Below are 14358 nucleotides of genomic sequence, written 5' to 3'. Positions count from 1 at the left end.
AGGAGGCGTTGATGGGTCAGCTCAGCGGACCGACCGACCCCACTGCCGACGCGCACTGGCACACCCACGAGGAGCGCAAGGGGTTCTTCACCGATACCTCGATCTGCATCGGGTGCAAGGCCTGCGAGGTGGCGTGCAAGGAGTGGAACCACAACCCGCGTGACGGCGACCTCGACCTGACCGGCATGTCGTACGACAACACCGTGTCGCTCGGGGCGAGCACGTGGCGTCACGTCGCGTTCGTCGAGCAGGACCGGGCGCGGATCGAGGAGGCGCGCGAGTCCGGTCGCGTCCTCGTGAGCCTGGGTATGCCGCAGGTGCGCTCCGAGCGTGACGTCACCACGAGCGTGACGGACCTGAGTGGGGGCGACCTCAGTGGTGTCGACACGACACCGCCCGACACCCCCGAGTTCCGGTGGCTCATGGCGAGCGACGTGTGCAAGCACTGCACCCATGCCGGGTGCCTCGACGTGTGCCCGACGGGTGCGCTGTTCCGCACCGAGTTCGGCACGGTCGTGGTGCAGGACGACGTGTGCAACGGGTGCGGCACGTGCGTTGCGGGCTGCCCGTTCGGGGTGGTCGAGCGTCGCAGCGACGGCACGGCCGCGCCGACGACGCGCGAGGGGCAGAAGAAGGGCGAGCAGCCACCGATCCCCAACAAGGGCGTCGCCCAGAAGTGCACCCTGTGCTACGACCGGCTGGTCGACGGCCAGACGCCGGCGTGCGCCAAGACCTGCCCGACGACGTCGATCAAGTTCGGCGACCACGAGGACCTGGTGACCGAGGCGAAGGCGCGGGTGGCCCAGCTCCACGCACAGGGCATGACCGAGGCGCGGCTCTACGGCGCCAACGAGCTCGACGGCGTGGGTGGCACCGGCTCGGTGTTCCTGCTGCTGGACGAGCCCGAGGTCTACGGCCTGCCGCCGGACCCGCGCGTCTGCACGGCCGACCTGATGACGATGTACAAGCGGGCCGCGATGGCCGCTGCGGGAATGGTGGCCGCTGCCGCGGTCGCGTTCCTGGGACGAGGAGGACGGGGCGCGTGAGCACTTCCGAGTACGACAGCCTGCGACCGCCGGAGCCACCGCGCCGACGCCGGCGTGGTGGTGGCGGTGGCCGGCGTCGGCGCCCGTTCGGCACCGGTGACGGCAACCGCGAGATGCTCATGGTGCCCGACGTCGAGCCGACGTCGTACTACGGGCGGCCGGTGGTCAAGCCGGCGCCGTGGGGCGAGGACGTCGCGGCCTACCTGTTCCTTGGGGGACTGGCCGGTGGCTCCGGGCTCCTGGGTGCGGGTGCCCAGCTGAGCAACCGGCCGAAGCTGCGCCGCAACGCCCGGCTCGGTGCGCTGGCGGCGGTTGCCGTCGGTGGCGCTGCCCTGGTGCGGGACCTCGGTCGGCCCGAGCGGTTCTACAACATGCTGCGCACCTTCAAGGTGACCTCGCCGATGAGCGTGGGCTCGTGGATCCTCAGCGCGTTCAGCGCGGGCATCGGTGTGGCCGCGGCGTCGGAGATCGACCGGATGACGGGGGAGAAGCTGCCCCTGGGGAAGCTGCGCCCGGTGCTGCGCGCCGTCGAGGGCCCGGCCGGCTTCGAGGCGGCCGCGTTCGCGACTCCGCTCGCGGCATACACCGCCGTCCTGCTGGCCGACACGGCGACGCCGACGTGGAACGCCATGCACAAGGACCTGCCGTTCGTCTTCGTCAGCTCCGCCAGCCTCGCGGCCGGCGGGCTCGGCATGGTGACGACGCCGGTGGAGGAGGCCGGCCCGGCCCGCCGGATGGCGTTGCTGGGCGTGGCCGGTGACGTCACCGCGATGCGGTTGATGGAGCAGCGGATGGACCCCGTCGCGGCCGAGCCGCTGCACCACGGCAAGGCCGGCACGATGCTCAAGTGGAGCGAGCGGCTCGCGGTCGCCGGTGGCGTCGGCACGCTCGTCGGGGGCCGCTGGCGCCCGGCAGCGGTCGCGTCGGGGCTGGCGCTCATGGCGGCGTCGGCGCTGACCCGGTTCGGGGTGTTCGAGGCCGGGCTGCACTCGGCCAAGGACCCGCGGTACACGATCGAGCCGCAGAAGCGCCGGCTCGCCGAGCGTCGCGCGGCCGGCATCACCGACGACTCGATCACGACGGTCTGACCCGGGCCGCTCCCGCGGCTCCGGACTCAGCGAGCCGTCGCGTGCGGCGGCGGTGCCGCCAGCCGAGAGACTCCAAGGGGTGAGCTGGAATGCGAACCTGGGTTGGGCATTTCGCCAACCCAGGTTCGCATTTCAAGCTACCCCTTAGGGCTTGCCCGACGTCGGTTCGGCAAGGCGGGCCCACTGCCACGGGGCCCACGGCAGCAGGGCCAACTGCTACTCGCGCAGGTCGGCCGGTCCGTCGTGGGTCGCCAGCCCGTCGGCCAGCCACGCCTCCACCCCGCCGATGACGTCGGTCGCGTCGATGCCAAGAGTGCGCAGTGACGCCGCCGCTAGCGACGAGCTGAAACCCTGGCGGCACAGCACGACCACCCGTCGACCGGCGATGGCCTCGGGGATGCGCCACGGGCTGCTCGGGTCGAGCCGCCACTCGAGCACGGTGCGGTCGATGACCAGCGCGCCGGGCAGCTCACCCTGACGCCCACGCTGCGCGGCGGTCCGAGTGTCCACGAGGAGCGCACCCTCGTCACGCGCCGCGGCCAGTGCCTCGGCCGGGGTGAGGCGATGCAGGTCTGCGCGGGCGCGGGCGAGCACCAGGTCGACCCGGCTGGTGGGTTCGGCGGCGGCCTCGGTCATGCCTCGAGCGTAGGTGAGCGGGGTCGGGGGCGCCGCGGCAGTGCCGGCCGGATAGCGTTGCGCTTGGAGGTGTCTGGGCACCTGGTGGTCCCCCCGGTCTTCAAAACCGGTGAGGCCGAGTATCTCGGCCTGGCGGGTTCGATTCCCGTCCACCTCCGCCACCAGTCTTCGCGGGAAGGAGCGCCGATGTCGAAAAGCCGCTCCACCACAGGGAATTCGCACACGTCACCGTCGCCTCGGCAGCCGGCGGCCAGCCACGTCGTCGCCACGGCCGGTCACGTCGACCATGGCAAGTCAGCCCTGGTCCGCGCTCTGACCGGCATCGAGCCCGACCGCTGGGACGAGGAGCGCCGCCGCGGCCTGACGATCGACCTGGGCTACGCGTGGACCACGCTGCCGGACGGGCAGCAGGTGTCGTTCGTCGACGTGCCGGGGCACGAGCGGTTCATCGGCAACATGCTCGCCGGGCTCGGACCGGTGCCCGCGGTCATGGTGGTCGTCGCGGCCGACGAGGGATGGCGCCAGCAGTCGAGCGAGCACCTCGCCGCCATCGACGCCCTCGGCGTGCGGCACGGCCTGCTCGTCGTGACCCGCAGCGACCTGGCCGACCCTGCGCCCGCCCTGGCGGACGCCCGCGCGCGGATCGCCGCCACGAGCCTGGGCGACGTCGAGGCCGTGGCCGTCTCGGCGCGCACCGGCGCGGGTCTCGAAGAGCTCAGGGCGGCTCTCGAGCGGCTGCTCGCGGCGCTGCCGCCCCCGCGCGCCGAGGGTCGGGTGCGCTGGTGGCTCGACCGGGCCTTCACCATCAAGGGCGCCGGCACGGTCGTCACGGGCACGCTCGCCGAGGGAGCGCTCGCCGTCGGCGACCAGCTCGAGGTGGCCGGGCAGCGGGTCGCCGTGCGTGGGCTCGAGTCACTCGGGCAGACGGTCACCGACGCCGCGCCGGTATGCCGCGTGGCCGCCAACCTGCGGGGCCTCGCCGCCGACTCGGTGGGACGTGGCGACGTCGCCGTCACGCCGGGCGCCTGGCGGTTCACCACGGTGCTCGACGTGCGACTCGGGGCTCGTGACTGGCCGACCGAGGTGGTGGTGCATGTGGGCACCGCGGCCGTTCCGGCGCGGCTGCGCCCGCTGGGTACCGACCACGCGCGGCTCACGCTGGCCACCGCCCTGCCCGTCGTCGCGGGCGACCGTCTCATCGTGCGCGACCCCGGCACCCGCGACCTGGCGGGCGCGCTCGTGCTCGACGCCGACCCACCGGCGCTGACGCGCCGCGGTGCGGCGGCAACCCGTGCCGCCGAGCTCGCCAAGCTGGACGGTCGGGTCGACCCGACACGCGAGGTCACCCGCCGGGGTGCCATGCGTGCCGGCGACCTCATCCTGCTCGGAGGCCATGTGCCGCAAGGAAGTCCGCCACGCGGCATACACGTCATGGGGGAGTGGCTGGTGGCCGAGGGTGCCCTCGCGGCGTGGGCCGACGCTGCGCTCAGCCACGTCCGGGCGACCCTGCGTGCCGACCCACTCGCGTCCGGTGTGCAACCGAATGCGCTGGCCGACGCCATCGGCCTCCCCGACCGAGCGCTGGTGCCCGCCGTCGTGAAGCGGGCCGGTCTCTCGATCGACCGCGGAGTCGTGCGCCCCGACAACCAACCGAACGACCTGGGCCCGGCCGAGGCTGGGCTGCGCGCGATCGAGGAGCGGCTGCGCGACTCGCCGTTCGCGGCACCCGAGCGACCCGACCTGGAGGCGGCCGGCTTGTCCAACGCGGCGCTCGCCGCCGCCGAGCGCGCCGGCCGGCTCGTGCGCCTGGGCCCCGACCTCGTGCTGCTGCCCGACGGCCCGGCGAGGGCGATGCGCGAGCTGGCCGCGTTGCCGCAGCCGTTCACGCTCAGCCAGGCGCGCCAGGCGCTCGGCACCACCCGGCGGGTAGCCGTGCCGCTGCTCGAGCACCTCGACCGGCGTGGCTGGACGCGACGGGTCGACGACCAGGCCCGGGTGGTCGTCCGCTGAACCCCACGGCCCAGCGCGCCCAGCGCGCCCAGCGCGCCGACGTTCTAGGCGGCCGGTGCCAACGTCCCGCGACCGGCGAGGTGGCCGTAGAACACCGACGTGCCGGCGCGGGCGATGGCCGCCGGGTCGACGACCTGGCTGCGCCGCCAGCCACCGATCTGGGACCACGTCGTGAAGCGCAGCGCCTTGCCGGACCGCACCACGTAGAGGGCGCGCGAGGTGCGCTCCTGCAGGACGGTTCCGTCCGCCGGGTAGCGGCGCAGGCGGCTGTAGTCACCCGTGCCACCGGCGCGGTCCAGGGCCGTCTGGTCGACGGTGGTGTACGGCTTCCGGCCGCCCATGCTGGTCCAGCTCGCGACCGCCACGGGGGCACCACCGGTGACCCGGTAGACGTCACCTCGCACCGACCCGCGTAGGAACGTGCCGTCGGGGACCCGCTTGGGCAGCCTGGCCAGCGAGGTCGAGGACACGAGCATGGGCCGGATGGTGCCGAGGCCGGCGGTGGAGAAGACGCGCACCGGTGCGGCGCCGGCCAGCCGGTAGGTCGCGGAGGTCTCACGCACCTTGACGAAGGTGCCGGACGGCGGCGGCTTGTAGCCCACGTCCTTGAAGTGGATGAAGTTGCTGGGCCAGTTGCGGTCACCGCGCGGGACGCGCCAGCGCGAGGTGTAGTCGCCGCCGTAGGAGGAGTCGCTGATCACGATGTAGCTGGAGGTGACCTCCTCGACGTAACCCACGTGGCCATAGCCCGGGGCGTAGGCGCTGCCGTAGTTCCACTGCGCGATCGAGCCGGGCACGGGGGTCCGGTCCACGCGGAAGCCGCGCTTGCGGGCGTTGCTGGCCCAGCTGCCACCGTTGCCCATCGTGCTCTGCCGGGCGACGCCGTTCTTGGCCAGGCGATAGGCGACGTAGTTGACGCAGTTGTTGCCGCGGGCGGTGACGGGGTAGCCCCACACCGACCTCCCGGCATACCCGCTGAAGGAGACGCACCCGATGCCGGTGAGCTTGCACTCGCGCACCATCGTCGCGGCGTTCGCGGACGGTGCGGCCAGACCGGTGAGGCCGGTGGTGAGCAGGGCGAGGGTGAGCAGCTGGGCGGCGCGGCGCAGTACGAGTCGCATGATGTCCCGGGGGTTGGGGGGAACCCGAGTCGGAGCGCGGACCACGGTGCGGCGTGGCCGGTCGGGAGTCGGGTCGGGCAGTCGGGCGTGAGCCGTGGCACAGCCTGCCCGACCGTGGCCGCCGCTGTCGCATTTGTGCCGAAAAGAACCCGCCTGTAATTCGCGGCCCCGTGCTCAGCGGCCTCCGCCGGCATCGTCCGAACGGACGACCTCCAGGTCTCGCTCGAGGAAGTCGGCGAGCCGCCCGGCAGCCCCGTCCGCCGCCCGCGCGTCGGCGTCCGACGTGCCCGGGGCGAGGTCGATGGTGACGGTCACGCTGGTCGGTCCGACCTCGCGCTTCCAGCGCCCGATGCTGCGCGTCCCCGCGACGACCGTGGCCCAGAACGGGTCGGACGCGCGGTGCTCCGGGTGGTCGCTCGGGAACGGCACCTGCGGATAGGTCAGCGTCACCTCGTCATAGGTGGGCAGGAGGTATGCCGCGGGCGCGGCCGAGCTGCGCCGCGGCACCGCGTGCGGGTCGTACCAGTGGGGGATCCCGTCGACCTCGACCTGCTCGAGGGAGTCGCCGAGAAAGGCCAGGGCGTGCTTGGTGTCGGCCACGGTCAGGGACGACCAGCGGGTGAAGTCGCGCACGCTGGCCGGGCCGTGGCCGGTGAAGAACCGGCGGACCAGCTCGACCAGTGCGGCGTCCCGCTCCAGCGGAGGGGTCCGGGTGATGACCTCGTCGACCAGTGCATAGGTGTGGTGGACGCCGTGCATCGGCCCTGAACAGACCAGCGCCCTCAGCTCGGCGACCATGATCAGGTGGCCGAGCTGTTCGCCGGCGGTGATCGGCGAACCGTGGTCGGCGAAGTACTGCCCGAGCTCACGCCGAGTGTGAAACTGCTTGCCCTGCAACGCCTTTGCGAGGAGGTCGAGTCCGGCCGACAGGACCTTTGGGTCGTCGAGGCCAAGCTGCCGGTGGCGCCCGCCCATGCCGGCGAGGACCCGCGGCGAGGTCAGCTCGAGGATCCACCGCAGGTCGGCCGGCACGACGAAGTGCCATGTGGGACGCAGGATGTGGGTGCGCACGAAGGCGCCACGGTCGAACTCGCGCTGCACACCGGTATACGTGCGTCGCCGCGACCGCATCCCCAGCGACCAGAACGCGTGGTCGCGCTCCTGGCTCTGCACGCACCCGAGGAGCCGCACCGCGTCGGCGGCGGTCGCGACGGGTGCCGACGAGAGCCGCTGGGTCGCGAGCCGCTGGGTCAGGACGCGGTCGGTGTCCATGGAGCACCATCGTGCTCGCGTTCGGGTGCGGTCGCACCGGCGGGTCGCCTGGTGGTCACCGGTCGGATCCTCCTTCGCCGCCGCAGCCGCAGGGCAACGACGACGCCGAGCAGGATGAGCAGCGCCAACAGCACGGCACCGGCCCCGACGGCGGTGGCCAAGGTGCTCGTGCGCTGCGCCGATGACAGGGCCTTGTCCGCTTCGCCCGGTTTGCCGTCGGCGAGGTCTGCCCGCGCCCGGGCCAGGTCGGCGCCGGGGTCGGCCAGCACCCCGCCGATCCGGGCGAGCGGGTTGCGCGTGGCCCAGTCGCTGCGCTGGGCGGCGTAGTCGGTGGCGACCCGGCTGAATCCCTCGAGCTGGGCCCGCACCGTCACATAGTCGTCGCTGTCTGCCGCCGACTGGTATGCCGCCTGGACGGCTCTGGTGTCGATGTGCGCCTTTGCTGCGGCCTGTTGCGCCGAAAGGGCAGCAGCGGCAACGGATTTCGTTCGTGCCATCTCCAGCGACGCCGCCGAGAAGTCCCAGTCGGCCATCGCCGACCGCACGCCCCGCGGAAGGCGCCAGTCCCCGTCGACCCGCTCCGCCGCGGCATACGCGGTGCGGGTCTTGGCGCGGACGGTGAGCAGCTTGGCATCGGCCGGGGCGATGACCCAGTCGGTCATGAGCGCCTTGGTCGAGGTGTTGCCGCCGAGCACCTCGAACAGGTCGTAGGCCTGCTTCCAGGTGGTCGCATGGTTGACGACGGGACGTTCGCCGGGGGCGTCGTACAGGGTGGCGCGGCTGGTGAGCGCCTTCATCAGCTGGGGTCCGGGCACGGCCTTGCTGCCCGAGACGAGCGCATGGACGGCGGCATACGACGCGGGGTAGCCGTAGTCCTCTGCCTCGCCTGCGACCCCGTCACCGTCCGGCCAGGTGGCGAGTGGGAAGGCGCCCTTGCCGCTCGGAGACACACGCCGGTGGTCCTCGTCCTTCTGCTTCGTCGCGGTCACGGCCTGACGGGCGAGCTCCTGGGCGAGGCCCTCGATGAGCCAGCGGTCGCCGGTGTTGTCGCTGTTGGCCCAGGCGTGCGCCAGCTCGTGGGCGAGGATCGCCGGGTCGGTCGCCTCGGACACCTCGATTGCGCCCTGTTTGTACGTGCCGTCCCAGCCGTAGACCTGCCGGCTGAAGTCCTCGGTGATGCGGGTCGTCCGGCCCGGCCAGCCCTGGCCGGTGAGGCGTTCGAGGGCGGGGACGAGCTGGGGCAGCTGGTCGCTGATGTAGGTCGACCAGGCGGTGTCGCCCGGGAACGCGACGACGTCGAAGGCGTTGTCCTTCACCGTGACCGTGCGTTCGTCGACCTGGGACGGGTCCCGCAGCGACACCATCGACCACAGGCCCAGGTCGCCGCCGCCCGTCGCGGTCGTGGTGCGGGTGTCGCCGACGGTCTTGTCGGTGCTGTGGATGCCGAGGTCGAGGTTCATCCACCGCGGCGCAACCACCTCGATGGTGGCCTGACCAGTGCCGCCGGGGGAGTAGACGTCGAACGCGGCATACCCCTTGCCGACCCGGCCGGGCGAGGACGAGCGTGGCTTGGCGCCCGGGATCGTGTAGGTGACCGTGACGGTGCGGCTGCGCCCGTAGTTCAGCGGCGACGGGAAGGAGATGTCGGCGTAGTCGAGGTCCTTGAGCCGGATCCGCTTGACCGGCAGCGTCGAGCCGTTCGACGTCGCCCTGAGGTCGCTCGCACCGTTGGGAAGCCACAGGGTGTAGCCGGTCCAGAAGAAGTAGCGGGAACCGGTCGGCGGTTGCTCGTTGGTGACGGTGAACGTCTGGGTCACCTTCACGGGAGTTCCCTTGTCGGACACCACATATCGCGTCGTGCCGCGCTCACCCAGACCCTGCTCGGCGTGTGCCGCGGGCGCGATCGCGAGGGCCGCGACCAGCGTCGTGGCTGCGGTCACGAGCGCGCGGCGCCGCCGCCGACCCCCCAAGCTCATGGCGGGAGTATGCCGGGTGGAGCCGACACCCGGGGCCCGCTTGGCCGGTGCCGGGCCGGATCGTGACCGAACGCCCGAGTCACCGCCGTCGGGTTCACCGACTGGACGTCGCCGCGGCGGGGTCGACAGTGGTCAGCTCGAACGTCCACTGCCCCTCACAGGTGCCTCGACGCAGCACGGCCTGCCCCGCGGCATACGAGCCCTTGGTGAAGAAGACCTCGGCCTCGAAGCCCTCGTTGTCCATGCCGCCCGGTTCGTATCCCGCGGCGACGAGGGCGTCCTGGATGAGGACGGTCGAGCGCTCGAGCGGCTCCTTCGTGACGCCGCGCGCGACGACCGACCCGGGTTGGTCGACGACCTCGGTCACGGTGCCGAGGCGGCTGAGGTCGAGGCCTTGCGGCAGCGATGCCAGCGCCGCGGCGTCGGCTGGCACCGGCGCGGTGCAGCCGGACCCCGCCTCGTCACCCGAGCAGCCAGCGAGTCCGCCGGCCGTGACTCCCGTGAGTACGACCGCTACCGCCAGGTGTCGGGAGCGGGCAGCGCGGGTGGCCTGGTTCATGGCGGTCAGCCTAGGAGCAACGCGGGTCGCACCACGGCTGACCAGCGTCGACTCCCGCCCCTTTACCAAACCCTGAACCGGCTACCCGCCCGTATCCCGGGCGTGGCTTCGTAGGGTGACCGAATCCCTCGACGAAAGGCACGACGGTGATCCGCACTCGCACGTCAGCCGCCGTCGCGATCCTCGCCACCTCCGCGTTGGCCGTACCTGCCGCACTCGTGGTGGCCGACGCCCGCGGTGAGGATCGCGAACGACGATCAACCACCAACGCCGCCGGGGCGGTGACCCAGAACCCGGCCGGGGCCGAGGACTGGATGTTCCGGCAGCGGGCCAACCCCGACGGCACCATTCCTGACGTCGCCGTCCGCGAGGCGCTGGCCCAGTCCGAGGCCATGAGCCAGAGCGCGCTGGGCGACCCCGCGACCGACCAGGTGTGGCAGGAGTTCGGCCCCGCCAACATCGGCGGGCGAATCCGCGACATCGCCGTCGACTCACGCGTCTCGGGAACCGTCTACATCGCCGCCGCCTCCGGTGGCGTGTGGAAGAGCACGGACGCCGGCAGCACCTTCGCCCCGTCGTGGCCTGCGGGTCGCCCCCAGTCGATGGGCTCGGTGGCCGTCGACAGCCAGGGCGCGATCTGGGCCGGCACGGGCGAGGTCGACCACGGCGGTGGCTCCGCCTACTACGGCGACGGGGTCTACAAGAGCACCGATGGTGGCGCGACCTGGACCAACATGGGTCTGCGGGACAGCGACACCATCGGCAACATCGTCGTCGACCCGCGTGACGACAAGCGGGTCTTCGTCGCGGCGCAGGGAGCACTGCACGACTCCAAGCCGACGCGTGGGCTCTTCATGACCGAGGACGGCGGAGCCTCCTGGACGCGCGTGATCGTCCCCGAGAGCGCCTCCACCGGAGCCGTCGACGTCCAGGTCAACCAGAGCAACCCGGACATCATGCTGGCCACCACGTGGGACAAGATCCGTGACGAGAAGTCACGCATCTACGGGCCGCACTCCTACGTCTACCGCTCCACCGACGGCGGGCGCACGTGGACCAACGTGCAGAAGGCGCCGCTGCCGCAGAGCGAGGCCGACCCGGCCCTCCGGACGCCGGACAACCTCGTCGGCAAGATGGGCGTGGCCTTCAGCGACACCGACCCGAACCGGGCCTACCTCATCTCCAGCACGGCCCGTGGCAACTTCAACGGCTTCTTCACCAGCAGCGACGCAGGTGCCACGTGGACCGCGGTCGGCGCCACCAGTGGCGGCACCCTCCAGAGCATCAGCGGCGGGTTCGCGTGGTGGTTCGGACGGGTCTACGTGGACCCGGCCGACGCGCAGCACGTCTTCGTCGCCGGCGTCAGCCTCGCCGAGAGCAAGGACGGCGGAGCCACGTGGACGACGTCGAACTCGGTGCACGCCGACCAGCACGGCATGGCGTGGGACCCGAAGGTGCCCGGTCAGGTCTACCTCGGCAACGACGGCGGCTTCTACCGCTCCAGCACGAACGGCGCGGTTCGCGGCGCCTGGTTCAAGACGCCGAACCTGCCGATCACGCAGTTCTACGCGATGGACGTGAGCCACCAGGACGGCAAGCGGGTCAACGCCGGCGCCCAGGACAACGGTTCGCTCAAGTCGTGGAGCAGCACCGGCGCGACCACGGGTCCCTGGTACAACTTCGTCGGCGGCGACGGGATGATGAACCGCATCGACCCGAACAACCAGGACAAGTACTACGGGTGCTACCAGAACGGTGGCTGCTACGGGTTCGTCGGCACCAGCTCGTTCTGGATGGGAATCCCCGGGGCGCGCAAGAACTGGGTGGCGCCATTGGAGTTCGCGGCCGACACCCGGATCGTGTTCGGTGGCAGCGAGTACGTGAGCCGGATGAACACCGACCCGGGCCAGCGCCGGTGGGAGCGGATCAGCCCGGACCTCACCGAGGGCACCGAGCCGCGCGCCCCGGGCTTCGGCACGATCACGGCGATCGGCACCACCAAGGCCGACCCCAACCTCGTCTACGCCGGCACCGACAGCGGCCTGGTCTGGGTGAGCCGCAACGCGATGGCACCGGCCGCCGAGGTCACCTGGGAGAAGCTGTCCAGCCCGACCTTCCCCGGTCGCTGGGTCACCCGCGTCACCGTCGACCCCGACAACCCGAAGGTCGCCTGGGCCACCTTCTCCGGCTGGCGATCGGGTGAGAGCTACGCCCACCTCGTCATGACGAGCGACGGCGGCCGCACCTGGACCGACATCGTCGGCCGGCGGCTCCCGCAGGCGCCGGTCAACGACGTCATCCGGCACCCCACCAAGGCGAACTGGCTGTTCGTCGCCACCGACGTGGGTGTCTACCGCACCACCAACCTGGGCAGGACGTGGATCAAGGTCGGGGCCAACCTGCCGTTGGTGCCGATCAACGACATCGACCTGCCGGCCGGCTCACAGACGCTGTATGCCGCGACGTACGGCCGCAGCGTCTGGACCACGTCACTGGCGGACATGGGCTGATCGGGCTCTCCTGACCACCCACGTCGCCGGTGCGCGGCGCGGCGCCCTCGGGCGTCGCGCCGCGCGTCGTGGTGCCTGGCTGGCGGTGGTGCTGCTCTTCGGGGCGCCGCTGGCGGTCATGGTGCTGGGGTCGCTCCAGCGCCCGCTGCAACCACCGCCGGACGGGCTGGCCCTGTGGCCCGACCCGCCGTCGTGGTCGAACTACCGCGACGTCGGCGCCTTCCTCCCGTGGGGCCGGCTGCTGCTCAACTCCGCGCTCGTGGCCCTCGTGGCGGTGCCCGTCACCGTCGTCGTGGCGTCGCTGGCGGGCTTCGCGATCGTCACCGCGCGCGGTCGGATGCGGCGTCTGCTCGTGGGCGTCGCGCTGCTGATGGCGTTCGTGCCTGCGGCTGCGCTCTGGGTGCCGCGCGTGGTCGTGCTCCGCGAGCTCGGGCTGACCGACCGCACCCTCAGCGTGGCCGTGCTCTCGCTCGCGGGCACGACCCCGTTCTACGTCCTGCTCTTCGCGCTCGCCTTCGCCCAGGTGCCGCGGTCCGTCCTCGAGGCGGCCGAGCTCGAGGGCCTGAGCCCCTATGCCGTGTGGAGGCGGGTGGCGTTGCCCCTCGCGCGTCCCGCGGTGGGCGCCGTCGCGGCGCTCGCGTTCGTCCACTACTGGTCCACGTTCATGGACCCGCTCACCCTGGTCGCGTCACCGCAGCGGTGGCCGCTGGCGCTGGGGCTGCGCGGGCTGTCCGAGATGGAGGCTGCCCTGTACCCGATCTTCCTCACCGGAGCCGTCATCGCCACCGCGCCCGCCGTGCTGGCGTTCCTTGTGGCGCAACGGGCGTTCTTCAGCGCTGCGGAGGGTCGTTCGTGACCGGGCGACGGTGGCGCGCGCTGTCGGCCGCAGTGGTCGTGGCGGCGACCGCGCTGGTGGCGGCGTGCTCGTCGGGGGAGTCGCGCGGCCCGGGGTCTGGGGAGCCGGCGGGCGGTGACCCGCGCGCGCGAATCACCTTCCAGCTCAAGGCAGAGCCCGAGGAGAAGGCGGTCTACGAAAGTCTCACCGCGGCATACGGCAAGCAGGGAGGGGGACCAGTCGAGCTGGTGCCGCTGGGTCGCAAGGACCACCTCGCCCGGCTCTCCACGGCCTTCGCGGCGGGCACGCCGCCGGACGTGTTCCTGCTCAACTACCGCGAGTTCTCGCCCTTCGTCCTGCGGGGCGCGATCGAGCCGGTCGGACCGGTCGTGGAGGAGGCCGGTGTGAGGCTCGACGACTACTACGAGGAGCCGCGCGCGGCGTTCACCTACGACGGCGCGCTCCAGTGCATGCCGCAGAACATCTCCTCGATGGTCGTCTACTGGAACACCGAGCTCTTCGCGAAGGCCGGTGTCGCGCCGCCGACGTCGGACTGGACGTTCGACGAGCTCGTCGCTGCCGCGCGGGCCCTGACGAGGGGTGGCGTGAAGGGGCTCGGGATCGAGCCGACGATCACGCGGATGGCGCCGGTGATCTGGGGCAACGGCGGACGGGTGGTCGACGACCTCGAGTCGCCGACCCGCCTCACCCTGGACGAGCCGGCCGCGCGAGAAGCGTTGCAGCGCATGGCAGGTCTCGCGCGTGAGGTGTCGCCGGACAAGGAGTCCCAGGCCGCGCAGGGGCTGCTCGAGCAGTTCATGACGGGCAAGCTGGCGATGTTCATGAGCTCGCGGGTCGAGGTGCCGGCGCTGCGCGAGCAGGCCGGTCTGTCCTTCGACGTCGCGCCGATGCCGGGCATGAAGCAGCCCGCGGCGATCCTGCACTCGGACGCCTACTGCATCGCCAAGGGCTCGCAGAACAAGGCGGCCGCCGCGAGGTTCATCGCGTATGCCGTGGGGCAGCAGGGTTCGACCATCACCGCCCTGGGTGGGCGGACCGTCCCGTCGCTCACCTCCGTGGCCGAGTCGCCGGCCTTCCTGACGACGGCGAAGGAGCCGAAGTCGTCGCAGGTCTTCCTCGACAACATCCCGAACCTCCAGCACACCCCGGTGGTGCCGGCCTGGCCCGAGATCGAGGACGTCATCGAGACCGAGCTGACCCGCACCTTCCTCGACGGTGTGCCCCTCGACGAGACTCTCAAGGCGATCCGCGCGCAGGCGGATCCCCTTCTCCAGCAACGATGAC

Annotated in this window: 11 protein-coding genes and 1 tRNA gene; 7 read left to right on the top strand and 5 right to left on the bottom strand. The window is 72.0% G+C overall.

The genetic code is table 11. The features are described 5' to 3' along the window. The first annotated feature begins 11 nt into the window (after window positions 1-11). Together HJG52_RS05285 and nrfD are read left to right on the top strand one after the other, a co-directional pair. Window positions 12-1046, top strand: coding sequence for a 4Fe-4S dicluster domain-containing protein (locus HJG52_RS05285; protein ID WP_171242442.1), 1035 nt, complete (start codon window positions 12-14; stop codon window positions 1044-1046). Continuing rightward, complete coding sequence (nrfD, locus tag HJG52_RS05280; RefSeq protein WP_171242441.1) at window positions 1043-2134, top strand: NrfD/PsrC family molybdoenzyme membrane anchor subunit; 1092 nt, start codon at window positions 1043-1045, stop codon at window positions 2132-2134. The genes HJG52_RS05285 and nrfD overlap by 4 nt, the downstream gene beginning before the upstream one ends. Before the next feature lie 216 nt (window positions 2135-2350). On the opposite strand, the gene HJG52_RS05275 is transcribed toward nrfD, so the two are convergent. Further along, complete coding sequence (locus HJG52_RS05275; RefSeq protein ID WP_171242440.1) at window positions 2351-2770, bottom strand: rhodanese-like domain-containing protein; 420 nt, start codon at window positions 2768-2770, stop codon at window positions 2351-2353. Window positions 2771-2835: 65 nt separating this feature from the next. On the opposite strand from HJG52_RS05275, the gene HJG52_RS05270 reads away from it, so the two are divergent. Together HJG52_RS05270 and selB are read left to right on the top strand one after the other, a co-directional pair. Beyond that, a tRNA-Sec gene (locus HJG52_RS05270) sits at window positions 2836-2931 on the top strand. A gap of 25 nt (window positions 2932-2956) precedes the next feature. Next, the gene (gene selB, locus HJG52_RS05265; RefSeq protein ID WP_171242439.1) at window positions 2957-4780 is read left to right on the top strand and encodes a selenocysteine-specific translation elongation factor; all 1824 of its coding nucleotides are present in this window, start codon (window positions 2957-2959) and stop codon (window positions 4778-4780) included. Window positions 4781-4824: 44 nt separating this feature from the next. Here selB and HJG52_RS05260 read toward each other — a convergent pair whose 3' ends face one another. The 4 genes from HJG52_RS05260 to HJG52_RS05245 all read right to left on the bottom strand — a co-directional run bounded on the left by HJG52_RS05260 (window position 4825) and on the right by HJG52_RS05245 (window position 9708). Beyond that, complete coding sequence (locus HJG52_RS05260; RefSeq protein ID WP_171242438.1) at window positions 4825-5901, bottom strand: CHAP domain-containing protein; 1077 nt, start codon at window positions 5899-5901, stop codon at window positions 4825-4827. A 174-nt stretch (window positions 5902-6075) separates the two neighbouring features. Next, window positions 6076-7173: a winged helix DNA-binding domain-containing protein gene (locus tag HJG52_RS05255; protein WP_171242437.1), complete on the bottom strand. Its 1098-nt coding sequence runs from the start codon at window positions 7171-7173 to the stop codon at window positions 6076-6078. Continuing rightward, on the bottom strand, window positions 7152-9149 hold the full coding sequence (locus HJG52_RS05250) for a hypothetical protein (protein ID WP_171242436.1): 1998 nt from the start codon (window positions 9147-9149) through the stop codon (window positions 7152-7154). The genes HJG52_RS05255 and HJG52_RS05250 overlap by 22 nt, the downstream gene beginning before the upstream one ends. A gap of 94 nt (window positions 9150-9243) precedes the next feature. Further along, window positions 9244-9708 carry a hypothetical protein gene (locus tag HJG52_RS05245; protein WP_206069918.1) on the bottom strand — a complete coding sequence of 155 codons (465 nt, stop codon included), beginning with the start codon at window positions 9706-9708 and terminating at the stop codon, window positions 9244-9246. Between the two features lie 146 nt (window positions 9709-9854). Between HJG52_RS05245 and HJG52_RS05240 the strand changes: the two genes are divergently transcribed. The 3 genes from HJG52_RS05240 (at window position 9855) to HJG52_RS05230 (ending at window position 14357) form a co-directional block, all read left to right on the top strand. Next, window positions 9855-12218 carry a VPS10 domain-containing protein gene (locus HJG52_RS05240; protein WP_206069916.1) on the top strand — a complete coding sequence of 788 codons (2364 nt, stop codon included), beginning with the start codon at window positions 9855-9857 and terminating at the stop codon, window positions 12216-12218. A gap of 88 nt (window positions 12219-12306) precedes the next feature. Then, complete coding sequence (locus HJG52_RS05235) at window positions 12307-13074, top strand: ABC transporter permease subunit (RefSeq protein ID WP_206069914.1); 768 nt, start codon at window positions 12307-12309, stop codon at window positions 13072-13074. Beyond that, on the top strand, window positions 13071-14357 hold the full coding sequence (locus HJG52_RS05230; protein ID WP_206069912.1) for an extracellular solute-binding protein: 1287 nt from the start codon (window positions 13071-13073) through the stop codon (window positions 14355-14357). The genes HJG52_RS05235 and HJG52_RS05230 overlap by 4 nt, the downstream gene beginning before the upstream one ends. Window position 14358: the final 1 nt, after the last annotated feature.

Origin of the sequence: Knoellia koreensis (genome assembly GCF_013041615.1) — a bacterium.
Taxonomy (GTDB): Bacteria; Actinomycetota; Actinomycetes; order Actinomycetales; family Dermatophilaceae; genus Pedococcus; species Pedococcus koreensis.
The sequence above is the reverse complement of the archived record's forward strand: the minus strand, read 5'-3'. Positions and strand labels throughout refer to the sequence as shown.